The sequence below is a fragment of the Rhizobium sp. PAMB 3182 genome (assembly GCF_052908355.1).
Window position 1 is genome coordinate 3,269,000 of sequence record NZ_CM128607.1, and the last position, 26,290, is coordinate 3,295,289.

A 26,290-nucleotide genomic window follows, 5' to 3' on the forward strand; every position below is an offset into this window, starting at 1 on the left:
CTTTTTCAGTCGGTTGTCTGGCGGGTGGGTTCAACATGTCTTTGAGAGAAGTTCGGGAGGGGCCTCTCTCTGACCGGCGATCATTCACCGGCTTTGGTACGGCGCCTGTTGGCGCCGTACGTTATCGGGAAAAGGCGGAGCTCAAGCGCTCTGCCGGAAATCCGCGTCGTCTTCGTCCGGTCCACCCATCGACATGTCGAGGGCGAAGCCCTTGACGCGTGCCTGCTGGGCAGCAACGCTGTTCTGCGGCTTCGGCGCAGCCTTCGCCGCGGCCGGGCGGGCAGGGCGCTTTGCCGGGCTTGCAGCAGGATGCACGGTCGCGGACTTGGTCATGGCGGAGCTGTCGACCTTGAAGAATGCGATCGACGCCTGCAGTTCCTCGGCCTGGGCGGCAAGCTCTTCCGAGGTCGCCGACATTTCTTCCGAGGCGCCTGCGTTCTGCTGGGTGACCTTGTCGAGCTGCTGGATCGCTTCGTTGATCTGCGAGGCACCGATGTCCTGCTCGCGGCAGGCGGCGGAGATTTCCGAGACCAGTTCGGCCGTCTTGCGGATGTCCGGAACCAGACGAACCAGCATTTCTCCGGCCTCCGTGGCAACCGTCACCGTTTCGCCGGAAAGGCCGGAGATTTCGGCGGCTGCCGCCTGGCTGCGTTCTGCAAGCTTGCGGACTTCCGAGGCAACAACCGCGAAGCCGCGGCCATGCTCGCCGGCGCGGGCTGCTTCCACGGCGGCGTTCAATGCCAGAAGGTCGGTCTGACGGGCGATTTCCTGGACGATGGAGATCTTCTGGGCGATCGTCCGCATGGCGTTGACGGCCTTGGAGACGGCTTCGCCGGAGGCTTCCGCATCCTTGGCGGACTGGCGAGCGATCTTTTCCGTCTGGGCGGCGTTGTCGGCGTTCTGCTTGATGTTGGCGGCCATCTCTTCCATGGAGGCGGAAGCCTCCTCGGCAGAAGATGCCTGTTCGGTAGCGCCCTGCGAGAGCTGCTCGGAACCGGCGGACAGCTGCTGGCTGCCGGCCGAGACGTTGTCGGAGGCAGACAGGGCGTCGGCAACGACGCCGCGCAGGCGCTCGATCATCGAGTTGACGTGACCGATCAGATCGCCGATCTCGTCGCGGGTCTTGACCTCGGCGAGTTCGGTGAGATCGCCGTCGGCAACCGTCTGTACCGTGCGGACGGCCATCGCAATGCCCTTGTTGATCGACATGATGATCCACAGAGCGGCGATCAGAGCGATGATGGACGCGACGGCGGCAACGGTGATCACGATCGTCCGGATCTCGGCGTATTGTTCGGCGGCGTTGTTGTCTGCCGCGATCAGACGTTCGCGTTCCAGATCAAAGACTTCGGCGAGAAGATCGTCGATCTTCGATGCTGCTTCGCGCGCCGTGGTCGACGAAACGCGCATGGCGCCGACGGTGTCTCCAGCGAGAAGCATGCGGCGCATCTCGTCGTCGTCCTGACGGAAGTCTGCGGTCAGAGCCTTCAGTTTCGTCCAGTAGACCATTCCCTGTTCGGTTGCCTTGGCAAGAAGCGCATCGAAATCCTTGTCGAAGGCAGCGCGCTCTTCGTCGCTCTTGACGATGTAGCCTTTCAGTTCCGAGATCGAGGTTGCGTTCAGCATGTTCTTCTGCTGACGGATCTGCTGCAGCTGCGCGATGTTGAGGTCCTGAGCGTAGCTGAGGCGCTGGGCGGGACCATGGACGGCCTCGGACCAGTGATCATTGACGGCGGCCAGGCTGATCACGTTGTAGACGGCGGTGCCAACGAGCATCGAGATGATGAAGCCGAAGGCCAGTAATAGCTTGAGTTTGATGGTAAAACGCATTTTAGTATCCTCTGGTTCAGTGGTCACGCCGTGGCTTTGATCGGTTGCCCGCTCTGCGACGAGAAGATTGCTTGAAGATTGGGGACGATGATGAATTCACCCTCGCGCTTGACGAGCGCGTGAATGTAGTCGGGGCGCCAGCGCATCCCAACGATGGGAGGCGGTTCGCTGGCGCTGGCGGAAAGACGGGTAACTTCGTAGACCTTGTCCGTCCGAATGCCGATCAGGGCTTGTTCGCCGTCGAGTTCGAGTTCCGTGACGACGATCCGGCTGTCGATCGTGACTTCCGCAGCTTCCATGCCGAAAGCGACTCGAATGTCGGCGAGCGGGATGACCTTGCCGCGGAAGTTGATGACGCTGCCGACGAAGGGCAGGCTGCCCGGTACGCTCGTTTCCGGTAGCAGATCCAGGATTTCCTGGACGATGATCGCTTCGATCGCGAAGATTTCGCCGTTGAGGCTGAAGGTGAGGACGGAGAGTTCCTCCTCGTCCTTCCACAGAGCGCTGTGGTCCGCTTTGCTGGCTGTGTTTGTCATCCTGCTGCCCTCACTTGTGCTTCCTGGTGCTGGCCCGCGGCGACCAGATGCGTGACGTCGAGAATGAGCGCCACGTTGCCGTCGCCTAGGATCGTCGCCCCCGAGAAGGACGAGACGTTGTTGTGAAGTTTCGACATGGACTTGATCACCGTCTGGTGGTCACCGATGATCTGGTCGACCACCAGCCCGACGCGTTCGCTGCCGGTCGAGATGACGACGACCTTCTGGAATTTTTCCGGTTCGGTGCCCGTGCGGAAGAGTTCCCGCAGCCGGATGAAGGGCACGAGATGATCGCGCAGCGAGATGAAGCTGCGGCCACGCGAACGAAGGTCCTCTTCCACCGACAGCTCGAGGCATTCCTCGACCGCCGAGAGCGGGATGACGTAATTGCCGTTTCCGACCCGCACCAGAAGACCGTCGATGATGGCGAGCGTCAGCGGAATTCTGAGGGCGATTTCCGACCCCGTGCCGAACTCCGACTTGACGTCGATTGCGCCGCGAAGCGTCTCGATCGTCTTCTTGACCACATCCATGCCGACGCCGCGGCCGGAGAGGTTCGTGACCTTCTCGGCGGTGGAGAAGCCCGGCTGGAAGATCAGCTGAAGCAGTTCCTGGTCCGTCAGCTGCTGGCCGGGCTGGATGAGGCCGTTGGCTTCTGCCTTGGCGCGGACCCGTTCCCGGTCGATGCCGCGGCCATCGTCCTTGATGGTGATGACCACTTCGCTGCCCGTCTGGTGGGCGGTCAGCTGAACGCGTCCGGTCGGAGACTTGCCGGCGGCGATGCGGTCCTGCGGGTTTTCCAGGCCATGGTCGATGGAGTTGCGGACAAGGTGGATCAGCGGATCGGCGAGCCGGTCGATGACGGTCTTGTCGACTTCCGTGGTCTCGCCTTCGGTGACCAGCTCGATGTCCTTGCCGGTTTCACGGGCGAGGTCGTGCACGAGACGGCGGAAGCGGCTGAAGAGGCTTGCCACCGGCATCATCCGCAGCACCATCATCGTGTCGCGCAATTCGCCGGACAGCCGCTCGATTTCCTCGGAGACCGACCGCAGGCCGAGATCGGCGAGCGAACTGGTCATCTGGCTGAGCCGCGACTGCGCGATCACGAGTTCGCCGACGCGGTCCATCATTTCGTCGAGGCGGAGCGCCGGAACACGGACATTGTCGGCTTGTTTCTGCGCCTTCGCGTCCTGCGGCTGGGCCTTTGCATTGTCGCCGGAAGCGGCAGCTTCGCGGACGGCCGGCGTCGGCATGGACCCGGTCTTTTCGGTCGTCACTGCCTCGGAGCCGGCTTCGACCGCGACGTCTGTCGCCGCTGGGGTGACATCCTTCAGGTCCATGGTCATGTCATCCATGACAAAGATGAAGACGTCCTCGATTTCGCTCTGCGGCTTGTCGGTCACCAGCGAGACGGTCCAGGAGAGGTGGATCTCGCGCGGATCAAGATCGTCGAGCAGCGGGATCTTGTCCGTTTCCGCGACGATTTCGCATTCACCGAGGTCCCTCAGCTCATCCAAAAGTCCGAGCGGGTTGGTGCCGTTGATCATGGCATTCGCCGGCAGGCTGAACTTCAGCAGCCACGAGCGCTTTCCGGATGCGACGGTGCTCACAGCCGCAGCCGCAGCGGCGGGTGCGCCGGTCGTGGCACTGCGAACCGGCGCGCCGCCGGCGCCGTCGACGGCGCGCTGCAGGTTTTCCAGAAGCCTGCGGCTCATCTCTTCGTGATCGCCGTTCGGTGTTTCAAGCAGCGCCTGCATGTGACCCTGGGCATCGAGAACGGCGCCGACCAGCTCTTCGGTGGCCGGTGCCTCGCCCTTGCGGACTCGATCGAAGGCCGTTTCGCAGTGATGCGTGAAGGCGGCGAGCTGATCGAAACCGAACATCGAGCCCGAGCCCTTCAGGGTGTGCAGGCCACGGAAGACGGCATCGATCTGGGCACGATCATCTAGATCGCGCGTCAAATCGAGAAGACCGGCCTCGATCAGCTCAAGCTGTTCGGCGGCCTCGGTCATAAAAACTGCGATCGGATCCAGATTGTTCATCGACCGAGAACCTTACGTACGATCTTGACGAGAGTGTCGGGCTCGAACGGCTTGGTCAGCCAGCCTGTCGCGCCGGCGGATTTGGCTTGCTGCTTGAGCTCTCCATCGGATTCGGTCGTCAGGAAGACGACCGGCGTGCCCATATAGGCCGGCAACTGCCGCAAGCTGCGGATCATGGTCAGGCCGTCCATGTTGGGCATGTTGAGGTCGGTGACGATCAGGTCGAAGCTGCCGGCCTTCATCTTGTTGAGGCCGTCAGCGCCGTCCACCGCTTCCGTCACCGTGTAGCCGGCTCCGGTGAGGGCAATGCGCGTCGTCAGCCGAATGCTCGCGGAATCGTCGACGGTCAGAATGTTTGCGCTCATTGTTGAAATCCTTTTGTCCAGTATTCTTTCGATTCAGCGCCGTCGGCCAGAAAGCCGCCGCGCTGCAAAGTGGTGGGAAACGAGCCCTCGGCGGGGGCGTTCAAGACCAGGTCGATGCCCTTGCTCTCCGCCGTCTTGAAGGCAGACAGCAGCAGCTGCGGCGTCGTCAGGTCGCATTCGGCGTCTTCGTCGATGTCGATGCGCAAAGGCACGCCGCGGGCAGAGGCGGCTTCCATTGAGGCGGAGATCCGCTCCTTGACATCGGCCGCAGTCTTGATCGTAAGCGCGCCGTCGAGGCGCAGAATTTCGTCATGTTCCGTCATGCGACTTTCCCGGTCTTTGAGAGTGGGTGGGAGGTAGCGGAAGACCGTGCGTCGTCCGCCGAAGACTGGTCCGGCTCCTTGTAGAGCTGGCTGATTTTCTGCCATTGCCGGCAGAAGGCCGCCACGCAGGCGGGATCGAAGTGGCTGCCGCTGCTGCGGACGATCTCCTGGAATGCCTTGTCGACTGGCCAGGGCTTCTTGTAGGGGCGTTCGCTGCAGAGGGCGTCGAAGACGTCGGCTACGGCGACCACACGACCCTCGATCGGAATCTCGTCCTGCCGGAGACCCTTCGGATAGCCACTGCCGTCCCATTTCTCATGATGGCTGTCGGCTATCCGGGCGGCCATCTGCACGACCGGCGACGAACTCTCGCTGAGGATTTCGGCGCCGAGGGCGGAATGTTGGCGCATCTTGTCGAACTCTTCGGCGCTCAGGCTGCCTGGCTTGAGCAGGATGGCGTCTGGAATGCCGATCTTGCCGACATCGTGAAGCGGGCAGGCGAGGTAGATCGTGCGCACCAGCTTGGCGTCGAGGCCGAGCTCCTCGCCGATCAGGCTGGCGACCGCGGCGACGCGGGCCACATGTTCGGCCGTCTCTCCATCGCGGCAGGCCATGGCTTTCGACAGCCGCCAGATGAGTTCCTCTTCCTGCCGGGCGATCTGTTGGCGGGCGGCAGCGATATCGCGTTCGAGCTGCGTTGCCCGTTCCCCCAGGCTGCGCTGCGCGCACCAGAGGTTCATCAGGTTGCGGACCCGGATCGTCAGTTCCGCCGTATCGATCGGCTTGTTGACGAATTCCGTCGCGCCGGCCTCCATCGCGGCCAGCTTGATGCCGGCGTCGGTTTCAGAGGTTAGCATGATGATGGGGATGTCCGGGGTCATCGCGTGACGCCTGACCTTCCGGATCAATTCGACACCGTTCATCCGTGGCATCGTATAGTCGACGAGTAGCAGGTCGGCTTCATTCTGTCTCAGTTCGTTCAGCGCATCGAGCGGCTTGGTGAACGTGCTGATTGTCGTGCCTTCGATTTTGGCGATGGCGTTCTGCAGGAAGGAGACGACAGATGCACTGTCATCGACAATTACTACACGCATGAAATTCCCCGCTTCGCGCGAGGGCATCACCGACGCGCAAATTAAAAAAGCTTGAAATGGTGTTCAGTTGAGAACCGCATCATGCGGAAGAAGCCATTACACAAAGGCTTGGGGCGGGTATAGCTAATGGTTGTAAACCTTAATGTCGCCTTAAAATTCCGCTGTGTTTACATTAGGATACTGAAATTATGCGTTCGCGTGATCGCTTTTCGCATTTGTGATATATCTTTAGGTTGGTCTTGCCCGCTTTTTCCGCGTCTCGGATGGTGATTCGCCGTAGAGGGTTCGATAGCGCGACGCGAAATATCCGAGATGCCGAAACCCCCATTTGAAGGCGATTTCCTTCACCGTCCCCGGACATGAGGGATCAAGAAGGTCCTGACGGACCCTCTGAAGGCGCAACTTCTGGACGTAATTCGTCGGACTTGCTCCAATCTCATCCTTGAATGCCTGCTGGAGGCCTCGCATGCTGACACCTGCCACCCTCGCAACATCCTCAATCGTGAAGTCTTCCGAGAGGTGCTCGTGCAACCAGGAGATGGTCCGCCTCACCGTGCCGCGATACGCTGTCATTCCGCCGGTCGAGGCCTTGGACGGCCAATATTCTATGAAAGCGGCCACGATCGCCTCCTTCACCTGAAGGGCGGCAAAGGGAGATTTCAGCAAGGGATGCACCTCGGATCCGTCGCCAATCAGCACCATTGCCATCTGTTCGACGATCGAAAGTCCGTGCGCTTCGATGCTGGCCACCGCTTCCAGGCTCGCGAGCTTCTCTGTCGGATCGATCTCATGCGTCGATGCGAGCGATGCGTATCGTGCCTGGGGAATTTCCGCGTAGACGAGACTCGATCCGGCGGAGGCGTTTATGACCATGTCATCCGTATTGACCGCCAGATAGGCTGCGCCTGCGCCTATGTCGACGCTTTCGCCTTTGCGCTTGAAGCGGATGCGTCCCGACTTGACGAAGAATATCCCGAAGCAGTCGCTGTTGCCGAGAGCGTGGGAGAAGACGTATCCGCTCCGCGTCGAGGCCTGCGTCAGCTTCATGTTGCGGACGATGGAAACCTGGAATCGGATGTCCAGCTCGGTCTGTCCAGCTATCGGATCCAGCCTCGGGGCACTGATCAGCGCTCCCACCGCTTTCCGGAACTCGGCGGGATCGCTCGTCTCGATCAGGCATTTGCGTAACATGTTTACAGGGCTCCCGGCCGCGGGAGGTGTGGCAAGTCTTGACCCCGCGCCGTGTCATCTTCTTACATCGTTCAAGATGTAAGTGCACATGACCGGGATGTCATCGGTCAAGGCCGGAACGACCATTATTGGTGTCGTCGGGAAATGCGACCGGCAATTTCCGCCCCACCCGGCTCCGGCGCTGCCGGATTGAAACCCTAGCCCTTGACCCCCGACGAGATCATCACCGCCTCCGTCACCTTCTTCTGGAAGATGAGATAGGCGACCGCCACCGGCATGGCGGCGAGCAGGGCGACCGACATCAGCCGGGCGTAATGCACGCCGAAAGCATCGTTGACCTGGGTGATGCCGACCGGGATCGTCATCATGTCTTCCGACGTGATGATCAGGAAGGGCCAGAAGAAGGCATTCCAGACGCCGATGAAGGTGATGATCGCAAGCGCGGTAGTGATGCCCCAGTTGAGCGGCAGGTAGACCTTGAAGAGGATGGTGTATTCGCCGCCGCCGTCGAGCACCGCTGCCTCGCGCATTTCCTTCGGCACGGCGTCGAAGAACTGCTTGTAGACGATGATCACCACCGGCACGATCAGCTGCGGCAGGATGATGCCGCCCCAGGTGTTGATGAGACCCATTTTGTGCATGAGGATGAACTGGGTGACGACGAGGGCCTGGGTCGGCACCATGAAGCTTGCAAGGACAATGCCATAGAGCAGCCGGCGGCCGGGAAAGCGGATCTGCGAGATGGCATAGGCGCACATCAGCGAGAACAGGATGACGACCACGGTGACGATGACGGCCGTGCCGACCGAGTTGAAGTACCAGGTCATGATCTTCGTATTGAAGATGGCCTCAATATAGGCAGTGAGCTGGAATTCGTCCGGCAGGAGGCTGGCATTGCTGACAACGCGCTCTTCCGAGCGGATCGAGGTGATGAAGGCCCAGTAGAGCGGGAAGATCCAGATGGCGGCTGCCGTCAGCGTCACCAGCGTCAGGATGATGTTTTCGGTGCGGCGCGCCGGGCTCATTGACCCCTCCTGATGCGAAGAAGCTGGAACTGAAGCACCGAGACGCCGGCGATCAGGATGAACAGAACTGTGGCGACGGCGGAGGAATAGCCGCCGTGATTGAGCTGGAAAGCTTCGCGGTAGACCTTGAGCAGCAGAACGTAGGACGAGTTGAATGGACCGCCCTGGCTCAGGAGATAAATCTGGTCGAAGATCTTCAGCTGCAGGATCAGTTGCAGGGTGAGGACGAGCGCGGTGACCGGCCACAGAAGTGGCCAGGTGACGCGGCGAAACCGCTGCCAGCTGGTGGCGCCGTCGAGTGCGGCGGCCTCATAGAGTTCCTTCGGGATATTGCGCAGACCCGCGATGAACAGAAGAACGTTGAAGCCGTTCGTCCACCAGATCGTGACCACCGCAACCGTCGGCATGACCCAATAGGGGTTCTTGAAGACCGCGACCGGCTTGCCCGAAATCAGCGAGATGAGGGGCTGCAGGACGCCGAACTGGAAATCCAGCATCCACGCCCAGATTTCCGTGACCACGGAGACCGGCAGGACATAGGGCAGAAAGAAGAGCGTCATGACGAGCGCCTGCAACGCGCCGCTCAACCGGTTGACGGCGAGCGCGATCATCAGCGCGATGATCGTTGTCGGAACGACCGTCAGCAGGATGAAATAACCGTTGTTCTTCAGCGAGGTGATGAACAGGCGATCGGTGATCAGCTTGACGTAGTTGTCGAAGCCGACCCAGTTGCCGGGGCCTATCAGCGGCGCGTCGGTGAAGCTGAGGCGCACCATTTCGACGACCGGATAAAGAAAGAAGAGCGTGAAGGTGATGACGAACGGCGCCACCATCGACAACGCGATCAGCGACTTCTTACGCCGGTTTTCAATCATGGCCATGGCATTTTTCTCCGTCTGGACGGCCCCGGCCGGCGGGAAGCCCGCCGGGGCGACTAGGCGCTATTTCAGCTGGCCCTGCAGTTCCTCCTGGATCTGCGTCACGGCGTCCTCGGGGCTCATGTAGCCATGGATCGCCGGTGAGATGATGTTGATCGCAGCGTCATAGGCAGGCGAGGCGACGCCGGTCACGCGGGTCTGCGGGTCGTAAGCGGCATGTTCGGCGAGCGACGCATAGGTGGCGTTCGGTTCCATGCCCTTGTACTCGTCGCTTTCGGTGACCGGCTTGTAGGCCGGGATGTGGCCGGCTGAGGCCCACTTGATGGCATGCTTCTCCATCCAGCCGATCACTTCCATGACCGCCTTGCGCTTTTCGCCGGAGATCGTCTTGTCGCCCTCGTTCGGAATGGCGAAGGCGTGAGAATCCGCCCAGGTCGCCGGCTCGCCCATCAGCGGCGGGATTTCGACCGCGCCCCACTTGAAGCCGAGCTTGCCGCTGGATTCGAGGTCGTTGAAGGTCGGGACTTCCCAGACGCCGTTCAGCTGGAAGGCGGACTTACCGGACGAAAACAGCGCGACGGAGGCTTCGTATTCGGCCTGCTGCGGCGCCCAGCCTTCCTGCTGCCAATGAGTCATGGTCTCGATCGCCTTGGCGGCCTTGGCGGCGTTGTCGCCCGGCAGGACCTGGCCGTCGGCGATGAACTCGCCGCCCTGTTGCTTGAGAAGCGTATAGAAGACGCGCCAGACGCCGCCATCGCCACCGGTCTGGTAGGTCAGCGGCGTGTCCATGCCGTTGTCCTTCAGCCACTTCAGCGCTCCTTCGAAGTCGGCGAGCGTCTTGATGCCGGTCAGCTTGCCGTTGTCGTCCAGATAGGGCGAACCTTTCAGTGCGTCGGCATTGTAATAGAGGATGATGGCGTGGATATCGAACGGCACGGCGTAGAGCTTGCCGTCATAGGTCGCCGCCTTGATCGGGGCTTCGAAGAAGTCGCTGCGGCTGAGGCCGGCATTCTTAAGGTCCTCGTCGGTGATCTCGCTCAAGACGCCTTCCTCGAGGCCGAGCGTTGCACGCGACAGGTGGTAGGTCATGATGTCCGGACCTTCGCCGACGGCAACGGATGTGCGGACCTTGGTATAGAAGGGGACGCCCCATTCCAGCGTCGTGCCGCTGATCTGGATGTCGGGATGCTCCTTGTTGAAGCTGTCGATCAGGGCTTTCATGCGCACGCCGTCGCCGCCGCTCAGGAAATCCCACCAGACGATGTTTTCCTGAGCCAGTGCCGGCAGCGCCGTCAGGCCGATGACGCTCGTCATCAAAAGTGCCTTCAGATATTTCATCATGCTTTCCTCCCTTGTTGTGACAAACCGCCAATCGCTCCCTCTGGCGGCTCCTGGTAATGAAACGAAAACGCGCTAGCGCAGCCGGCTGCCGTCTCTGGAAAACAGCATCAGGTTCTCCGGTTTGCAGGTGAGATGGATCGTCTCGCCGCCGCTCGCATCGCGCCTGCCGCGGCGCTCGACCACGATTTCGCGGCCGTCCTGCAGCCGGGTGTGGAGATAGGAGACGCCGCCGAGATCCTCAGCCATTTCTATCGTCGCGGCAAAGCCGCCGTCGCCGATGTTCAGGTGCTCCGGACGCATGCCGGCCGTCAGCTGCATGCCGACGGCGAGATCGCCGGTGACGGCCGCGCTCATGACGGCGCCGGTGCCGTCCAGTTCGACCTTCAGGCCGGTTTCATCCCGTCCGCGCACCGTCGCTGACAGAAAGTTCATGGCCGGCGAACCGATGAAGCCGCCGACGAACTGGTTGTCGGGATCGTCGTAGAGCTGGAGCGGCCTGCCGGATTGCTGCAGAACGCCTTTTTTGAGCACGAAGATCTGGTCGGCGAGCGTCATCGCCTCGACCTGGTCATGCGTCACATAGATCATGGTGGCGCCGATCTGCTTGTGCAGGCGGGCAAGCTCGAGGCGCATCTGCACGCGCAGTTCCGCGTCGAGGTTCGACAGCGGTTCATCGAACAGGAAGACCTTCGGCTGGCGGACGATCGCCCGGCCGATGGCAACGCGCTGGCGCTGGCCGCCCGACAGCTGCGACGGCTTCTTCTGCAACTCCTCCTCGAGCTGCAGAATGCGGGCCGCCTCGTGCACCATCTCCTGCACTTCGGCCTTCGGCGCCCGCCTCAGCCGCAACGAGAAGGCCATGTTCTCGAAGACGGAGAGATGCGGATAGAGCGCATAGGACTGGAACACCATGGCGACGCCGCGGTCAGCGGGTTCCACATTGGTCACATCCTTGCCTTCGATCATGATCGACCCGCCTGAGGTTTCCTCCAGCCCGGCGATCATTCTCAGAAGCGTCGACTTTCCGCAGCCCGACGGTCCGACGAACACGGCGAAATCGCCTTTCGGGATTTCCAGCGACACGTCATGGATGACGCCGAGGCTCCCGTAGCTCTTCTTCACATTGCGAAGCTGAATGCTCATGATCCCGCCTCAGCTGACCTCGAGGCGCAGGACGTGGTAGGACAGAGGTGCCAGCGAACCCTTGAGCTTGCCGTCCTCCATGCCGACGCCCGAACCGTTGGTCGGCTTGACGTGATCCTGGCGGTCCGGGCCGTTGGTTTCCTCCAGCCCGTAGCCCTGCATGGCGAAGTGCTCGGCGAGCGACGGACTGGCAAAGCCGGTCAGCGAGACGTCGAGATCGGCCTTCTCCGTCAGGTGGCGGTTGACGATGAACAGCGTCAGCATGCCGCCTTCCTTGTCGTGGACCGCGGAAACGTCGAGATAATTGACGTCGTCGGCGACGCGGCAGTCATAGGTCGGACCGCTGACGGCGACGTTCAGCGCATCGCCGCGGCCATAGAGCGAGGCCATCTGGTAGGGATAGTAGATCGTCTGGCGCCAGGCCGGGCCGCCCTTTTCGGCGCGGATCGGGGCAATGACGTTGACCAGCTGGGCAATGCAGGCGATGCGGACGCGGTCGGAGCGGCGGATGAACTCGTTGAGGAGGCCGGCGACGAAGAGTGCGTCCTCGAAATTGTAGTCTTCCTCCAGCAGCGCCGGCGCTTCCGGCCAGTCCCACTGCTTGATCCGGCGACCGTCTTCCTCGCGGATGTGGTACCAGACGTTCCATTCGTCAAAGCAGATATGGACGTCGTTCTTGGCGCGCTTCTTCGACTTCACGTAGTCGATGGTGCCGGCGATCGTCTGGATATATCGGCCGGTTTCCTCGATCTTGCCGAAGTAGTTCAGCGTGTCCTTGCTGTTGTTGCCGAAATATTTGTGCAGCGAGATGTAGTCGACGTTCTCGTAGCATTCCTCGAGAACCTGGCGCTCCCATTCCGGATAGGTCGGCATGCCGTCGTTGGAACTGCCGCAGACGATGGCCTCGATGGTCGGATCGAAGCCCTTGAAGGCCTTGGCGGTCTCGTTGGCGAGGCGGCCGTACTCGGTGGCGACCTTGTGGCCGATCTGCCAGGGGCCGTCCATCTCGTTGCCCAGGCACCACATCTTGACGCCATAGGGCTCGTTGCGGCCGTTGGCGCGGCGGCGATCGCTCAAGGTCGTGCCGCCCGGGAAATTGACGTATTCGAGGAAGTTGCGGGCGTCTTCCAGTCCGCGCGAACCGAGGTTGACGGCGAGCATCATGTCGATGCCGGCCATTTCCGCCCAGATGGCGAAGTCGTCGATGCCGACCTGGTTGGTTTCCTTCGAGCGCCAGGCAAGATCGAGGCGGACGGGACGCTTGTCCTTGGGCCCAAGACCGTCTTCCCAATTGTAGGCGGAGACGAAGTTTCCGCCCGGATAGCGGATCGCCGGGATCTTCAGATCCCGGACGAATTTCAGCACGTCCTTGCGGAATCCGTTGGCATCGGCTTCGGGGTGCCCGGGCTCGTAGATGCCGCTGTAGATCGCCCGACCCATATGCTCGATGAACGCGGAATACAGCCGGTTGTCGATCGTACTGACACGAAAATCCCGATGGACAGCAACGCGTGCTTCCATTCTATCCTCCCAATTTGTATATCGATTAATCAGATATGCATCTGAATTGACGATAAACTCATGGCAAGCCGGCTTTTTGTCAACAGGCTTAATGTGCTGCAGCGCACAGAGGGGAAGGCGTTTCCGCTAAGCAACTGTATTCAGGCGCAAAATTATGTCCTGATCATAGTTGCCGAAGCCGCGGCCGAAGATGTTGACGCCACCCGGATGACGGCCGTCGGCCTTGACCTCGATCTTCAACCGTATCGAACGGTGATTGTCGATATCGAGGTCGGCGATGACGACGTCGGAGATCTTCTGGCCGTCGACATAGGTTCCGTCCGGCCCGACCATCCAGGTCTTCAGCATGCCGTATTGCGAGCCCTTGAGCTTCCACCAGGTGGGGGTGAGCAGGCCGCGATGATCGCCGAAATCGCCGGGCGAGGTCCAGACACCGATCTCCTTGCCGTTGATCGAGAGGAGGATGTCGGACGGCCAGTTGCTTAAGGTTCCCGGCACTTCCGAGCTGATTTCCATAACCACTTCAAGGCTTTCGACGCCGACGCCCTTGAGCTTGGCATTGTTGGGGAACTGATATTCGATGAAGCCGCTGGTAAACCACAAAAGGTTCGCCCGCATCCGTTCCGGGTCCATGAAGGTGTCGGGAACGTCGAGCAGGCCGATGATGCCTTCGGTCGAACAGATGCCGCAGGGGCCGGTGACCGTGCTGCCGGTATAGAGCCCGAGCGGCATCGACACCTCGATCCGGTTCGGCATGATCTTGGTGGGCGATGGATTAAACGCCAGCACGAGCTCGTCATAGACGACATAGCAGACCTTCTGGCTGCCCTTGCGAGCCTTCTTTACTTCCGTGCGAATAAGCCCTGCGCTTTCAAGGCTTTGGAGGTGAGAGGATGCAGAAGACTGCGGCAATCCGGCGGCCTCGGCAAGCTCGTTCACATTCATGCCCGGGTTCTTGGCCAGTTCCTGCAGCAGCTGCAGGCGGGGCAGGGAGGCGACGGCCTTCAACAGGACGGCGTCCTTTTCCGGGTCGATGACGAGAAATTTCGGATTCATGCCGGCGTCCTGGCGTATTGATCAGATTCCCATGTCTATATCGTATTTTTCGATATTTACAAATCGATACGGGGGCGGCGCCAGAGATTGGCTGTCTTGCCGGACGCGAGCGCGATGTCCTCAGCCGGCGACCGGGGCGAAGGTCGCGGCGATGACGTGCTTTTCACCGGGATAGGTGAAGCGGACGAAGGTGACCGGGCCGACCTCGCTCCAGGTGCGGCGCTGGATCAGCAGGCAGGCAGTCCTTGCCGGAACCTGCAGGTGCCGGGCCGTTTCGGCCGAGGCGTTGACGGCGAAAATCTTGTGTTCGGCGGTGCTCCAGGGCACCTGCTTCAAAAGCCAGGCGCCGGATGGTCCATCGGCGAAGGTGGCGCCCTCGGCATCCGGCACGGTATCGAGGTTGATCAGCCGTTCCTCCATGCAGAAGGGTTCGCCGCCGGCCATGTGCAGGCCGCGTATCTCGATGAGGCCGGTTCCCTTGCGGACCTCGAGGGCGGCGGCGTCCGCTGCCGTCGCTCCGCGCTGGGTCCTGGATAGGAGCCGGTAGGCGTAGGGGAGTTTCATGGCGCGAACTTCGGCCTCGACGTCGGTGATCTCCAGGATTGCCGATTGCCCGCGCGGCTGGGCGACGAAGCTGCCCGACTTCCGGCGACGCTCGATGAGGCCCGATTTGGCCAGCTGCGTCATGACCTTGTTCATGGTCATGCGTGAGACATCGTAGGAGGCGGCAAGGTCGACCTCGAACGGCAGACGATGGCCGGGTGGCCATTCGCCGGAGACGATCTTGCGCTCCAGATCCCCCAGGATTGTCTTGTGGAGGGATGAGCGGGCGGGATCGTTCTTGCCGGTCGTGTCCGTCCTGTCAGCCATCGATCAGCTCTCTCATGGTGTTGCGGAATCGATCGGCGATGCGACGGCGGTCGATGTGCTGGCCGCCTGTTACACATTTGCGGCCGCTTGCCCATACGCTGTCGACGGAGACGCCATCGGCGAAGATCCAGTGGTCGAGCAGCTGGTCATCCGTGCGCACGAACACAGTCTCCGCGTCAAGTGATACCAGGTCGGCGGGCGCTCCCGCGATCAATCCGGTTCCGCTTGCGAGTGCCTTCGCCCCGCCGGCAAGGGCCCCGTCGAAGAGCCGCCGCCCGGTGGATTGACCCGCAGCAGCGATGACATTGCGGGCGCGCAGGCCCAGGCGCTCGGAATATTCAAGCTGGCGCAATTCGTGGGCGACCGAAATCGAGATGTTGGAATCGGAGCCCACCCCGAACTGGCCGCCGTTCCGAAGAAAGGTCTCGACCGGAAAGATGCCGTCGCCGAGATTGGCCTCGGTGATCGGGCAGAGCCCGGCGATAGCACCGCGCGTCGCCATCCCGGAAGTTTCCGCATCGGTCATGTGGGTGGCGTGGATGAAGCACCAGCGCTGGTCGACCGGGGCGTTGGCGAGCAGCCATTCGACCGGCCGCGCACCCGACCAGGTGACGCAATCCTCGACTTCCTTCACTTGCTCGGCGACATGGATGTGGATCGGTCCGTCGCCATGCGCCTTCACCAGTGTCTGCAGTTCATCCGGCGTCACGGCTCTCAAGCTGTGCAAGGCGAGGCCCAGCTCGCCGCCGTCCAGCCCGGCGGTCACCTTGCCGCTTGCTTCCATCAGCCTTGCAAAGCTGTCCAGTGAATTGACGAAACGCCGCTGGCCGTCGATCGGCGGCTGGCCGCCAAAGTTCGAGTGCGCGTAGAAGACGGGCAGGAGGGTGAGGTTGATGCCGGCAGTGGCGCTGGCCGCGCCGATCCGTTCGGCATGCTCGGCGATATTGGCGTAGGGCCGACCATCCTTCTGGTGGTGCAGATAATGGAATTCGCCGACGCGGGTGAAGCCCGCCTCCAGCATTTCCATGTAGAGCTGGGCCGCGACCGCTTCGATCTGGTCCGGTGTCATGGACAGTGCGAAGTCGTACATCACGGTCCGCCAGCTCCAGAAGCTGTCGCTTGCCGGGCCGCGCACTTCGGCGAGGCCGGCCATGGCGCGCTGGAAGGCGTGGCTATGGAGATTCGGCATGCCGGGAACGACTATGGCATGACGCTCGTCGCCGGCCTGCGGCGTCGCATCCGGTGTCACGGAGCCGATCAGGCGGCCGTCGAACGTGATGCGGACATTTTTTCTCCAGCCTTCGGCCAGCAGGGCCTTCTCGGCGAACACAGCCATTCGTGAGCCTCCTCTTGGTCCGGTGCCGGCAATCCGCTGCAACCGGGCTTCTCAAAATTCGCTTGCAATGCGATTTTTATGTATATACATATTTGACACAAAGAAAAGCGAAAATGCAAAGGCAGGCGCAGTCATGGGCCGCTTTGCAAGGCTGAAGAGGTGGAGAGATGTTGCTCAGGAATGCGCGGATCGCGACGCTTGACGCTACCGACAATGGCCTCGGTGTGATCGACAAGGGTGCCGTCCTTTTGCATGACGGCCGGATTGCCTGGGTGGGCGAGGAAAGCCAATTGCCGGACGGTGCTGCGGCCGATGTCGAGGTGAAGGACCTCGGCGGACGCTGGGTCACACCGGCGCTGATCGACTGCCACACGCACATCATTTACGGCGGCAATCGCGCCCGCGAATTCGAAATGCGGCTCGACGGCGCGACCTATGAGGAAATCGCCCGTGCCGGCGGCGGCATCGTCTCCTCTGTCAACGCCACGCGTGCGCTCGACGTCGACGGTCTCGTCAGTGTCTCGCTTGCCCGCCTCGACACGCTGCTCGCCGAAGGCGTTGCCACCATCGAGATCAAGTCGGGCTATGGCCTCAGTATAGAGGCGGAGCTCAACATGCTGCGCGCGGCCCGCGCCATCGAGAAAATCCGGCCGGTCCGCGTCGTGACCTCATTCCTTGGCGCGCATGCCAGTCCGGTCGAATACAAGGGCCGCAACGCCGATTACATCACCGACGTCGTGCTGCCGGCGCTCCGTCAGGCGCACGCCGAAGGGCTGGTCGATGCCGTCGACGGATTCTGCGAAGGAATCGCCTTCCAGCCGGACGAGATCGCCCGGGTCTTCGATCTGGCCAAGTCGCTTGGCCTGCCGGTCAAGCTGCATGCCGAGCAGCTCTCCAATCTTGGCGGCGCCAGGCTTGCCGCTTCCTACGGAGCGCTTTCCGCCGACCACTTGGAATATCTCGATGCAGATGGCGCCCAAGCCATGGCGAAAGCGGGAACGGTCGCCGTCCTCCTGCCGGGCGCCTTCTATGCGCTCAATGAAAAGCAGAAGCCGCCGGTGCAGGCGCTTCGGGATGCCGGCACCCGCATCGCGATTGCGACGGACAGCAATCCCGGCACCTCGCCGCTCACTTCGCTGCTTCTGACCATGAACATGTCGGCGACGCTCTTCGGGCTGACGGTCGGGGAATGCATCGCCGGTGCCACCCGGGAGGCGGCCCGCGCGCTCGGCCTGCAGTCCGAGACCGGTACGATTGCGCCGGGCAAGTCCGCCGATCTCGCCATCTGGGACATCGATAGCCCGGCGGAGCTTGTCTACCGCATCGGCTTCAATCCGCTACACGCAAGGATCTTCAAGGGAGAATGGATCGCAAGATGACCATCGTTCTGAAACCCGGTCATGTCGCTCTCAGCGAGCTGGAAACGATCTACTGGACGGGTGAGCCCGCCCGGATCGAGCCGTCCTATCACGCCGGCATCGAGAAGGCGGCGGCACGCATCGCCGAAATCGCCGCCGGCAACGAGCCGGTCTACGGCATCAACACCGGCTTCGGCAAACTCGCCTCGATCAAGATCGATGCCGCCGACGTCGCCACGCTGCAGCGCAACCTGATCCTGTCGCATTGCTGCGGCGTCGGTGCGCCGCTTGCGGAAAACATCGTCCGGTTGATCATGTCGCTGAAGCTCATCTCGCTTGGTCGCGGGGCTTCCGGCGTGCGCATGGTGGTGGTGCGGCTGATCGAGGACATGCTGGAGAAGGGCGTCATTCCGGTGATCCCGGAAAAGGGATCCGTCGGCGCGTCCGGCGACCTGGCGCCGCTCGCCCACATGGCCGCCGCGATGATGGGGCATGGCGAGGCATTCTTCGCCGGCGAACGCATGAAGGCTGCCGCCGCGCTTGACAAGGCCGGTCTGCAGCCCGTCGAGCTTGCCGCCAAGGAAGGCCTGGCGCTCATCAACGGCACGCAGACATCGACGGCGCTCGCCCTTGCCGGTCTCTTCCGCGCCCATCGGGCCGCCAGCAGCGCGCTCGTCACCGGCGCGCTTTCGACCGACGCCGCGATGGGGTCCTCGGCGCCGTTCCATCCGGACATTCACACGCTTCGCGGCCACAAGGGCCAGATCGACGCCGGCAGCGCGCTGCGCAACCTGCTCGAAGGTTCGGTCATCCGCGAAAGCCACATCCAGGGTGACGAGCGCGTGCAGGACCCCTATTGCATCCGCTGCCAGCCGCAGGTCGACGGCGCGTGCCTCGATCTTCTGCGCATGGCGGCACGCACGCTCGAAATCGAGGCGAATGCCGTCACCGACAACCCGCTGGTGCTCTCGGACAACTCTGTCGTTTCGGGCGGCAATTTCCACGCCGAGCCGGTGGCATTCGCCGCCGACCAGATCGCCATCGCCGTTTCGGAAATCGGTGCGATCGCACAGCGACGCATCGCGCTTCTGGTCGATCCGGCGCTTTCCTACGGATTGCCGGCCTTCCTCGCCAAGAAGCCCGGCCTCAATTCGGGTCTGATGATCGCCGAAGTGACGTCCGCGGCGCTGATGAGCGAAAACAAGCAGATGACGCATCCGGCCTCCGTCGATTCCACGCCGACCTCGGCCAACCAGGAAGACCACGTCTCCATGGCCTGCCATGGCGCGCGGAGGCTCCTGCAGATGACGGAAAACCTGTTCTCTATCATCGGCATCGAGGCGCTCACCGCCGTGCAGGGCGTGGAGTTCCGCGGTCCGCTGACGACCAGCCCGGAACTGATGAAGGCGATGAAGGTGGTGCGCGACGCGGTCGCATCGCTCGAGGTCGACCGCTACATGGCTGACGATCTCGCCGCCGCCACCGATCTGGTTGCCACCGGCGCGCTGAACGCGGCAATCAGTCCCGGTATCCTGCCGGTTCTGGAGGCGTAAGATGGCTGTTGTCGACATCAAGCAGGGCACTTCGCCCGTCATCCTGGGCCTGCCGCATACCGGTACGGACGTACCGGAGGATATCCGGAGCCGACTGAACGACAATGGCCGGCTGCTCGCCGATACCGACTGGCATATCCATGAGCTCTATGACGGGCTGTTGGCCGACGCGACGAGTGTCCGGGCGACCTTCCATCGCTACGTGATCGACGCCAACCGCGACCCGGCGGGAGGCAGTCTCTATCCGGGACAGAACACCACGGAACTCGTGCCGACGACGGATTTCGACGGCAAGCCGATCTGGAAGACCGGTGAAGAGCCGACTGAGGCCGATATCGCCGAACGCGTCGCCAGCTTCCATGCGCCGTATCATGCGGCGCTCGCCGCCGAAATCGAGCGGGTAAAGTCGATCCACGGCATCGCCGTCCTCTACGACTGCCATTCGATCCGCTCGGTGATCCCGTTCCTGTTTGATGGCACGCTGCCGGATTTCAACGTCGGAACCAATCTCGGGATCACCTGCGCGCCGGAAATCGAGGCGGCCGTGGAAAACGTCGTCGCTTCCGCCTCCGGCTACACCCACATCGTCAACGGCCGTTTCAAGGGCGGCTGGACGACGCGGCACTACGGCCGGCCGCAGGACGGCGTCCACGCCATCCAGATGGAGCTCGCGCAGTCGACCCATCTGGCGACGGAAGCGCCGCCGTTTGCCTATGACGCCGACAAGGCCGCTCGCCTTCGCATTCACCTGAAAGACATTCTGGAGCGCATCGAGAGGATCGCGCTTTCCGCCCGGATCTAGGAGGATCATCATGGACAATCCGCGCCATAACATTCGTGACGTCCGCAGCCCGCGTGGCACCGAACTCAACGCCAAGAGCTGGATGACGGAAGCGCCGCTCCGCATGCTGATGAACAATCTCGACCCGGAGGTAGCGGAAAACCCGCACGAACTGGTCGTCTATGGCGGCATCGGCCGCGCCGCGCGAACATGGTCGGATTTCGACCGCATCGTCGCCAGCCTCAAGGACCTGGAAGAAAACGAGACGCTGATCGTGCAGTCCGGCAAGCCGGTCGGCATCTTCAAGACGCACAAGGACGCGCCGCGCGTGCTGATCGCCAATTCCAACCTCGTGCCGCACTGGGCGACCTGGGATCATTTCAACGAGCTCGACAGACGAGGGCTCGCCATGTACGGCCAGATGACGGCCGGTTCGTGGATCTATATCGGCAGCCAGGGCATCGTGCAGGGCACTTACGAGACCTTCGTCGAAGCCGGACGCCAGCATTACGGCGGCAGCCTGAAGGGCAAGTGGATCCTGACCGGCGGTCTCGGCGGGATGGGTGGCGCCCAGCCGCTCGCCGCGGTCATGGCCGGAGCCTCCTGCCTGGCGATCGAATGCAATCCGGATTCCATCGATTTCCGCCTGCGCACCCGCTATCTCGACGAGAAGGCGGAGACGCTGGATGAGGCCATGGAAATGATCGACCGCTGGACGAAGGCGGGCGAGGCGAAGTCTGTCGGCCTTCTCGGCAACTGCGCCGACATCCTGCCGGAAATGGTCAAGCGCGGCATCCGCCCCGACATCGTCACCGACCAGACCTCCGCCCATGATCCCATCAACGGCTATCTGCCGAAGGGCTGGACGATGGCCGAATGGCGGGCCAAGCGCGAAAGTGATCCGAAGGCCGTCGAAAAGGCTGCCCGCGCCTCCATGCGCGAGCACGTTGAAGCCATGCTCGCCTTCTGGGATGCCGGCGTTCCGACGCTCGACTACGGCAACAACATCCGCCAGGTGGCCAAGGACGAAGGGCTTGAAAACGCCTTTGCCTTCCCGGGCTTCGTGCCGGCCTATATCCGGCCGCTGTTCTGCCGCGGTATCGGCCCGTTCCGCTGGGCCGCTCTCTCGGGCGATCCGGAGGACATCTACAAGACCGACGCCAAGGTGAAGGAGCTGCTGCCGGACAACACGCACCTGCACAACTGGCTGGACATGGCGCGCGAGCGCATCTCTTTCCAGGGCCTGCCGGCGCGCATCTGCTGGGTTGGTCTCGGTGATCGTCATCGCCTCGGCCTCGCCTTCAACGAAATGGTTCGCAACGGCGAGCTGAAGGCGCCGATCGTGATCGGCCGCGACCATCTCGACAGCGGCTCGGTCGCTTCGCCGAACCGCGAGACGGAAGCGATGAAGGACGGCTCGGACGCCGTGTCCGACTGGCCGCTCCTGAACGCACTCCTGAACTGCGCTTCGGGCGCAACCTGGGTGTCGCTGCATCACGGTGGCGGCGTTGGCATGGGCTTCTCGCAGCATTCCGGCATGGTCATCTGCTGCGACGGCACGGATGATGCCGCCGCCCGCGTCGGCCGCGTTCTCTGGAACGATCCGGCGACCGGCGTCATGCGTCACGCCGATGCCGGCTACGACATCGCGCTCGATTGCGCCCGCGAGCAGGGCCTGCGCCTGCCGGGTATTCTCGGCAACTGAGGCTCGACATTGAGGCCCCGGACGCTGGTCCGGGGTCTTTCATTCTGGAGGTCTGCTATGGCAGCCAACGTCGCTAGAATCCTGCGTCCTGATGACTACCGCCGCATGCCGTGGAAGAACGGCGGCGGCGTCACCGTCGAGATCGCCATCCATCCGCCCGGTGCGACGCTCGACACGTTCGACTGGCGTGTCAGCATGGCGAGCGTCGTCGAGGACGGGCCTTTCTCACGCTTTCCCGATATCGACCGGACCTTGTCTGTCCTGACCGGCAAGGGGCTCGAACTTTTCGTTGCCGGTGATGACTCCATCACGCTTACGGCCGAGAGCGCGCCGCACAGCTTTGCCGCCGACGCAGAGACCCGTGCGCGGCTGATCGACGGGCCACTCACTGATTTCAACATCATGACGCGGCGTGGCCGCTGCCGGCACACGGTTCTGGCGATTGCGGAAGGCTCGAGGGATATCGATCTGCCCCAAGGGGCGTGTCTGCTGGTCTACTGCTGTGAAGGTTCGGCGGACGTCGTCATCGGCGGCCAGACCTTCGCACTGGCTGCCGATGAAACGCTGCTGCATCCGGCCGATGGCATCGGCTTGGCGCGTGTTCATGCCGGGATGGATAGCCGTATTCTCGCGGTGGTCATCGGGCCGGCCTGAGGACTGTTCTTGGGAATGATGGCGGCAGGGGTCACGCCCAAGGGATCGCTGTGCCATAATGGCGTAAATTCTTCCACGAAAGCGATTCCATGCCGCAGTCTCCCCACCGCATCGAGCCCTTTTTCGACGACGACCCGCGCAATCCGCTCGCCGTCCTGAAGCGGGTTTACGGCTATCCTGCCTTTCGCGGCCGGCAGGCGGAGGTTGTCGAACAGGTGGTGTCCGGCGGCAATGCCGTCGTGCTTTTCCCGACCGGGGCCGGCAAGTCGCTCTGCTTTCAGGTGCCCGCCCTCTGCCGGGATGGCGTCGGCATCGTCGTTTCGCCGCTGATCGCGCTGATGCGCGACCAGGTGGAGGCATTGAAGCAGCTTGGCGTGCGTGCCGCAGCGCTCAATTCGTCGCTGTCACGCGAGGAGTTCATGGATGTGCGGCGGGCGATCGGCGCGGGCGAGCTCGATCTCCTGTACGTGACGCCGGAACGCATCGCGACGCCCGGCTTCAAGGACATGATCGGCAATGCGCGGATTGCGCTGTTTGCGATCGACGAGGCGCATTGCGTGTCGCAATGGGGCCACGACTTCCGGCCGGAATATCGCGAGCTCGGCAAGCTCGCCGAGGACTATCCCGGCGTGCCGAGGATGGCGCTGACGGCTACCGCCGATCCGCACACCCGCGAGGATATCATCGCGCGGCTCAATCTGTCGTCCGCCAAGGTCTTCACCACTTCCTTCGACCGGCCGAACATCGCCTACGAGATTGTCGAGCGTGACCAGCCGCGCCAGCAGCTCCTTCAGTTCCTGTCGCGGCACAAGGGGGCGAGCGGCATCGTCTATTGCCTGTCGCGTGCCAAGGTCGAGGAGACGGCGGAATGGCTGAACGGGCAGGGCATCCGCGCGCTTGCCTATCATGCCGGCATGGAGCGCGAGGTTCGCGACGCCAACCAGGACGCGTTTCTCAAGGAAGAGGATCTCTGCCTGGTGGCAACCGTCGCCTTCGGCATGGGGATAGACAAGCCGAACGTGCGTTATGTGGCCCATCTCGACCTGCCGGGCTCGGTCGAGGCCTATTACCAGGAAACGGGACGCGCCGGCCGTGACGGTCTGCCATCGGAGGTCTGGATGGCCTACGGCATGGCCGACGTCATTCAGCGCGGACGGATGATCGACGGCGGCAATTCCGCGATCGAGATCAAGCGTGTCGAACGGGCGAAGCTCAATGCGCTATTGGCCATCTGCGAGACGCCGGGATGCCGGCGGCAGGCAATCCTGGCGCATTTCGGCGAGTCGCATCCCGGCCATTGCGGCAATTGCGACACCTGCCTGAAGCCGGTCGAGACCTGGGACGGCACGGATGCGGCGATAAAGGCGCTCGCCGCCATCTACCGCACCGGCGAACGCTTCGGGGCGGGCCATCTGATCGATGTGCTGATGGGCAACGAGAACGAGAAGACCACCCGCTTCGGCCATGTCGACATGCCGGTCTTCGGCGCCGGCAAGGATGTGCCGGCCAAGACATGGCAGTCGGTCTACCGGCAATTGCTGGCCGCCGGTCTCGTCAGCGTCAACCACGAGGCCTTTGGCGCGCTGAAGCTGGAGCCGGAAGCGCGCGCCGTCTTCAAGCGCGAACGCCAGGTCCTGTTCCGCAAGGACCGTCCGACGCGCGGCAAGGCCTCCAAGGGGGGCTCGGCCCGCGCGGCGACCGCCAAGGCGGCGCTGGAAGGGCGCGACATGGAGCTGTTCGAAGCGCTGAGGGCTGCGCGCATGGAAATCGCCAAGGGGCTCTCCGTGCCGCCCTATGTCGTCTTTCCGGACACGACACTGGTCGCCTTCGCCACCGAACGGCCGACCGATCGCGAGGCATTGCTCGGCATCTCCGGCGTCGGCCAGTCGAAGCTGGAACGCTTCGGAGACGAATTCCTCGCCGTCATCCGGGCGCACGAATAGCGCTCGGCGGGCGGCTCAGTCTCAAATGCCGCCCATGCAGAGATACTTCATCTCCAAATAATCCTCGAGGCCGTGGCGGGAGCCTTCGCGGCCGATGCCGGACTGCTTCATGCCGCCGAAGGGGGCTGCTTCCGACGACATGCGGCCGGTGTTGATGCCGACCATGCCGTATTCCAGCGCCTCGGCGACGCGCCAGACGCGCTTGAGGTTGGAGGCGTAGAAGTAGGCGGCAAGGCCGTAGATCGTATCGTTGGCCTCGCGCACCACTTGGTCGGGATCCTCGAAGCGGATGATCGGGGCGAGCGGCCCGAAAGTTTCTTCCTGCGCGATCCGCATCGCGCCCGAGACCTCAGTCAGTACGCTCGGCTCGAAGAAGGTGCCGTCATTGCCGATCCGCTTGCCGCCGGAAAGGATCCTGCCGCCCTTCGACACCGCGTCGGCGATATGGCTTTCGATCTTGGCGAGCGCTCGCGTGTCGATCAGCGGCCCGATCGCGACATCCGGCACAAAACCGTCGCCGACCGTCAGCGTCTTGACCCGCGCCGCGAATTTCTCGGCGAATTCGTCATGCACGCCGGCCTGCACGTAGAGCCGGTTGGCGGAAACGCAGGTCTGGCCGGCATTGCGGAATTTCGCCTGGATCGCGCCGTCCACGGCTGCGTCGACATCGGCGTCGTCGAAGACGATGAAGGGCGCGTTGCCGCCAAGTTCGAGGCTGACCTTCTTGATCTGCTCGGAGCACTGGCGCATCAGCAGCCGGCCGACCTCCGTCGAGCCGGTGAAGCTGATCTTGCGCACCTTGGCATTGGTGCAGAGTTCGTGGCCGACCGCCGCACCTTCCGAGGCATAGACGAGGTTGAGGACGCCATCCGGAAAACCGGCCTTCTCGGCGAGCGCGAACATGGCGCCGGCAACGAGCGGCGTCTGTTCGGCGGGCTTCAGGACGATGGTGCAGCCGGCCGCCAGCGCCGGGGAAATCTTGCGGGCGACCATCGAGGCCGGGAAGTTCCACGGCGTGATCGTGCCGACGACGCCGATCGGCTGCTTGATGACCATCATCCGGCGATCGTTGGACGGCGCCGAAATCGTCTCACCGTAGATCCGGTTCGCTTCTTCAGCGTACCATTGCAGATAGGCGGCGGCGTGGCTGACCTCCGACTTCGCTTCGGCGAGCGGCTTGCCCATTTCGGCGGTCAGGATGGCGGCGAGATCGTCGGTATGGTCGACGATCAGCTGGTGCCAGCGCCAGAGCACGTCGCTGCGCGCACGTGCCGTCAGCCCGGCCCATTCCGCCTGCGCCTCATAAGCCTTGTCGATCGCCGTCGTCGTTTCCGCAACACCCATGTCCGGCAGTTCCGCGAGAAGCTCGCCGGTCGAGGGATTGTAGACCTTGAACGTGCGTTCGCCGGCGACCGGTCCAAGCGCCTGGATGCGTACCAGGCTGCCGAAAAGGTCGGGGTTCTTCAGGTGGCGGGTGAGGGCAGAGGTCAGGGTCACGCGTGTATGCTCCATGAAACAGACGGGCCTCCCGAACCCGACCGGGGGCATACGCCTTGCATGAATTGCGGCAAGCGACAACCGCGAATTTGTCTCTGAGACAATGCCTTGGCCCATGGTGGGGGAGGCACATGCTTTGACCGCTGGGGAATTGCCGGTGTCTTTCAAATTCACCCTGGTCCGGCGGTTGTATGGGAGCGGTAGAATTCGCGTTGATTCATAAAGATTTTCCAGGGTCGAGAGACGAA

General features: G+C 62.7%; 22 protein-coding genes. 6 read left to right on the forward strand and 16 right to left on the reverse strand.

All coding sequences use genetic code 11. The features are described 5' to 3' along the window. Positions 1-141 precede the first annotated feature (141 nt). The 15 genes from ACU5AZ_RS15735 to ACU5AZ_RS15805 form a co-directional block, all read right to left on the reverse strand. Complete coding sequence (locus ACU5AZ_RS15735) at positions 142-1,830, reverse strand: methyl-accepting chemotaxis protein (protein WP_446823279.1); 1,689 nt, start codon at positions 1,828-1,830, stop codon at positions 142-144. 23 nt (positions 1,831-1,853) lie between these two features. Further along, complete coding sequence (locus ACU5AZ_RS15740; protein ID WP_446823280.1) at positions 1,854-2,366, reverse strand: chemotaxis protein CheW; 513 nt, start codon at positions 2,364-2,366, stop codon at positions 1,854-1,856. Beyond that, complete coding sequence (locus ACU5AZ_RS15745; RefSeq protein WP_446823281.1) at positions 2,363-4,408, reverse strand: chemotaxis protein CheA; 2,046 nt, start codon at positions 4,406-4,408, stop codon at positions 2,363-2,365. The genes ACU5AZ_RS15740 and ACU5AZ_RS15745 overlap by 4 nt, the downstream gene beginning before the upstream one ends. Beyond that, on the reverse strand, positions 4,405-4,773 hold the full coding sequence (locus ACU5AZ_RS15750) for a response regulator (RefSeq protein ID WP_446823282.1): 369 nt from the start codon (positions 4,771-4,773) through the stop codon (positions 4,405-4,407). The genes ACU5AZ_RS15745 and ACU5AZ_RS15750 overlap by 4 nt, the downstream gene beginning before the upstream one ends. Then, entirely contained in the window at positions 4,770-5,096 is a 327-nt protein-coding gene (locus tag ACU5AZ_RS15755; protein ID WP_446823283.1) for an STAS domain-containing protein, read from the reverse strand. Before ACU5AZ_RS15755 ends, ACU5AZ_RS15750 begins: the two co-directional genes overlap by 4 nt. After that, positions 5,093-6,190, reverse strand: a complete 1,098-nt coding sequence (locus ACU5AZ_RS15760) for an HD domain-containing phosphohydrolase (protein WP_446823284.1) — start codon at positions 6,188-6,190, stop codon at positions 5,093-5,095. Before ACU5AZ_RS15760 ends, ACU5AZ_RS15755 begins: the two co-directional genes overlap by 4 nt. Before the next feature lie 228 nt (positions 6,191-6,418). Beyond that, on the reverse strand, positions 6,419-7,381 hold the full coding sequence (locus tag ACU5AZ_RS15765) for a helix-turn-helix transcriptional regulator (protein WP_446823285.1): 963 nt from the start codon (positions 7,379-7,381) through the stop codon (positions 6,419-6,421). A 197-nt stretch (positions 7,382-7,578) separates the two neighbouring features. Then, the gene (locus ACU5AZ_RS15770) at positions 7,579-8,406 is read right to left on the reverse strand and encodes a carbohydrate ABC transporter permease (protein ID WP_446823286.1); all 828 of its coding nucleotides are present in this window, start codon (positions 8,404-8,406) and stop codon (positions 7,579-7,581) included. After that, positions 8,403-9,287 carry a carbohydrate ABC transporter permease gene (locus tag ACU5AZ_RS15775; protein WP_446823287.1) on the reverse strand — a complete coding sequence of 295 codons (885 nt, stop codon included), beginning with the start codon at positions 9,285-9,287 and terminating at the stop codon, positions 8,403-8,405. Before ACU5AZ_RS15775 ends, ACU5AZ_RS15770 begins: the two co-directional genes overlap by 4 nt. A 60-nt stretch (positions 9,288-9,347) precedes the next feature. Then, the gene (locus tag ACU5AZ_RS15780; protein WP_446826023.1) at positions 9,348-10,622 is read right to left on the reverse strand and encodes an extracellular solute-binding protein; all 1,275 of its coding nucleotides are present in this window, start codon (positions 10,620-10,622) and stop codon (positions 9,348-9,350) included. A gap of 75 nt (positions 10,623-10,697) precedes the next feature. Continuing rightward, positions 10,698-11,768 carry an ABC transporter ATP-binding protein gene (locus tag ACU5AZ_RS15785; protein ID WP_446823288.1) on the reverse strand — a complete coding sequence of 357 codons (1,071 nt, stop codon included), beginning with the start codon at positions 11,766-11,768 and terminating at the stop codon, positions 10,698-10,700. A gap of 9 nt (positions 11,769-11,777) precedes the next feature. Continuing rightward, complete coding sequence (arfA, locus tag ACU5AZ_RS15790; RefSeq protein WP_446823289.1) at positions 11,778-13,289, reverse strand: arabinosylfuranosidase ArfA; 1,512 nt, start codon at positions 13,287-13,289, stop codon at positions 11,778-11,780. 126 nt (positions 13,290-13,415) lie between these two features. Continuing rightward, complete coding sequence (locus tag ACU5AZ_RS15795; protein WP_446823290.1) at positions 13,416-14,345, reverse strand: ArsR/SmtB family transcription factor; 930 nt, start codon at positions 14,343-14,345, stop codon at positions 13,416-13,418. A gap of 120 nt (positions 14,346-14,465) precedes the next feature. Next, entirely contained in the window at positions 14,466-15,215 is a 750-nt protein-coding gene (hutC, locus tag ACU5AZ_RS15800; protein ID WP_446823291.1) for a histidine utilization repressor, read from the reverse strand. Then, a complete protein-coding gene (locus ACU5AZ_RS15805) occupies positions 15,208-16,551 on the reverse strand; it encodes a formimidoylglutamate deiminase (protein WP_446823292.1) in 1,344 nt (447 codons plus the stop codon). Before ACU5AZ_RS15805 ends, hutC begins: the two co-directional genes overlap by 8 nt. Before the next feature lie 167 nt (positions 16,552-16,718). Here ACU5AZ_RS15805 and hutI point away from each other — a divergent pair, with 167 nt between their 5' ends. The 6 genes from hutI (at position 16,719) to recQ (ending at position 24,545) form a co-directional block, all read left to right on the forward strand. Then, a complete protein-coding gene (hutI, locus tag ACU5AZ_RS15810; protein WP_446823293.1) occupies positions 16,719-17,930 on the forward strand; it encodes an imidazolonepropionase in 1,212 nt (403 codons plus the stop codon). Then, positions 17,927-19,462 (forward strand): histidine ammonia-lyase, encoded by a 1,536-nt coding sequence (gene hutH / locus ACU5AZ_RS15815; RefSeq protein ID WP_446823294.1) that lies wholly within the window; start codon positions 17,927-17,929, stop codon positions 19,460-19,462. Before hutI ends, hutH begins: the two co-directional genes overlap by 4 nt. Position 19,463: 1 nt before the next feature. Further along, on the forward strand, positions 19,464-20,264 hold the full coding sequence (hutG, locus tag ACU5AZ_RS15820; RefSeq protein WP_446823295.1) for an N-formylglutamate deformylase: 801 nt from the start codon (positions 19,464-19,466) through the stop codon (positions 20,262-20,264). 10 nt (positions 20,265-20,274) lie between these two features. Further along, a complete protein-coding gene (hutU, locus tag ACU5AZ_RS15825) occupies positions 20,275-21,948 on the forward strand; it encodes a urocanate hydratase (RefSeq protein ID WP_446823296.1) in 1,674 nt (557 codons plus the stop codon). 57 nt (positions 21,949-22,005) lie between these two features. Further along, positions 22,006-22,602, forward strand: a complete 597-nt coding sequence (locus ACU5AZ_RS15830) for a HutD/Ves family protein (RefSeq protein WP_446823297.1) — start codon at positions 22,006-22,008, stop codon at positions 22,600-22,602. A gap of 89 nt (positions 22,603-22,691) precedes the next feature. Next, complete coding sequence (gene recQ / locus ACU5AZ_RS15835; protein ID WP_446823298.1) at positions 22,692-24,545, forward strand: DNA helicase RecQ; 1,854 nt, start codon at positions 22,692-22,694, stop codon at positions 24,543-24,545. Positions 24,546-24,566: 21 nt separating this feature from the next. Here recQ and ACU5AZ_RS15840 read toward each other — a convergent pair whose 3' ends face one another. Beyond that, positions 24,567-26,057: an NAD-dependent succinate-semialdehyde dehydrogenase gene (locus ACU5AZ_RS15840; RefSeq protein ID WP_446823299.1), complete on the reverse strand. Its 1,491-nt coding sequence runs from the start codon at positions 26,055-26,057 to the stop codon at positions 24,567-24,569. Between the last annotated feature and the right edge of the window lie 233 nt (positions 26,058-26,290).

Coding starts and splice junctions, on each gene's coding strand:
- ACU5AZ_RS15735 (WP_446823279.1), bottom strand. CDS start 1,830: ATGCGTTTTACCATCAAACTCAAGCTATTACTGGCCTTCGGCTTCATC.
- ACU5AZ_RS15740 (WP_446823280.1), bottom strand. CDS start 2,366: ATGACAAACACAGCCAGCAAAGCGGACCACAGCGCTCTGTGGAAGGAC.
- ACU5AZ_RS15745 (WP_446823281.1), bottom strand. CDS start 4,408: ATGAACAATCTGGATCCGATCGCAGTTTTTATGACCGAGGCCGCCGAA.
- ACU5AZ_RS15750 (WP_446823282.1), bottom strand. CDS start 4,773: ATGAGCGCAAACATTCTGACCGTCGACGATTCCGCGAGCATTCGGCTG.
- ACU5AZ_RS15755 (WP_446823283.1), bottom strand. CDS start 5,096: ATGACGGAACATGACGAAATTCTGCGCCTCGACGGCGCGCTTACGATC.
- ACU5AZ_RS15760 (WP_446823284.1), bottom strand. CDS start 6,190: ATGCGTGTAGTAATTGTCGATGACAGTGCATCTGTCGTCTCCTTCCTG.
- ACU5AZ_RS15765 (WP_446823285.1), bottom strand. CDS start 7,381: ATGTTACGCAAATGCCTGATCGAGACGAGCGATCCCGCCGAGTTCCGG.
- ACU5AZ_RS15770 (WP_446823286.1), bottom strand. CDS start 8,406: ATGAGCCCGGCGCGCCGCACCGAAAACATCATCCTGACGCTGGTGACG.
- ACU5AZ_RS15775 (WP_446823287.1), bottom strand. CDS start 9,287: ATGGCCATGATTGAAAACCGGCGTAAGAAGTCGCTGATCGCGTTGTCG.
- ACU5AZ_RS15780 (WP_446826023.1), bottom strand. CDS start 10,622: ATGAAATATCTGAAGGCACTTTTGATGACGAGCGTCATCGGCCTGACG.
- ACU5AZ_RS15785 (WP_446823288.1), bottom strand. CDS start 11,768: ATGAGCATTCAGCTTCGCAATGTGAAGAAGAGCTACGGGAGCCTCGGC.
- arfA (WP_446823289.1), bottom strand. CDS start 13,289: ATGGAAGCACGCGTTGCTGTCCATCGGGATTTTCGTGTCAGTACGATC.
- ACU5AZ_RS15795 (WP_446823290.1), bottom strand. CDS start 14,345: ATGAATCCGAAATTTCTCGTCATCGACCCGGAAAAGGACGCCGTCCTG.
- hutC (WP_446823291.1), bottom strand. CDS start 15,215: ATGGCTGACAGGACGGACACGACCGGCAAGAACGATCCCGCCCGCTCA.
- ACU5AZ_RS15805 (WP_446823292.1), bottom strand. CDS start 16,551: ATGGCTGTGTTCGCCGAGAAGGCCCTGCTGGCCGAAGGCTGGAGAAAA.
- hutI (WP_446823293.1), top strand. CDS start 16,719: ATGTTGCTCAGGAATGCGCGGATCGCGACGCTTGACGCTACCGACAAT.
- hutH (WP_446823294.1), top strand. CDS start 17,927: ATGACCATCGTTCTGAAACCCGGTCATGTCGCTCTCAGCGAGCTGGAA.
- hutG (WP_446823295.1), top strand. CDS start 19,464: ATGGCTGTTGTCGACATCAAGCAGGGCACTTCGCCCGTCATCCTGGGC.
- hutU (WP_446823296.1), top strand. CDS start 20,275: ATGGACAATCCGCGCCATAACATTCGTGACGTCCGCAGCCCGCGTGGC.
- ACU5AZ_RS15830 (WP_446823297.1), top strand. CDS start 22,006: ATGGCAGCCAACGTCGCTAGAATCCTGCGTCCTGATGACTACCGCCGC.
- recQ (WP_446823298.1), top strand. CDS start 22,692: ATGCCGCAGTCTCCCCACCGCATCGAGCCCTTTTTCGACGACGACCCG.
- ACU5AZ_RS15840 (WP_446823299.1), bottom strand. CDS start 26,057: ATGGAGCATACACGCGTGACCCTGACCTCTGCCCTCACCCGCCACCTG.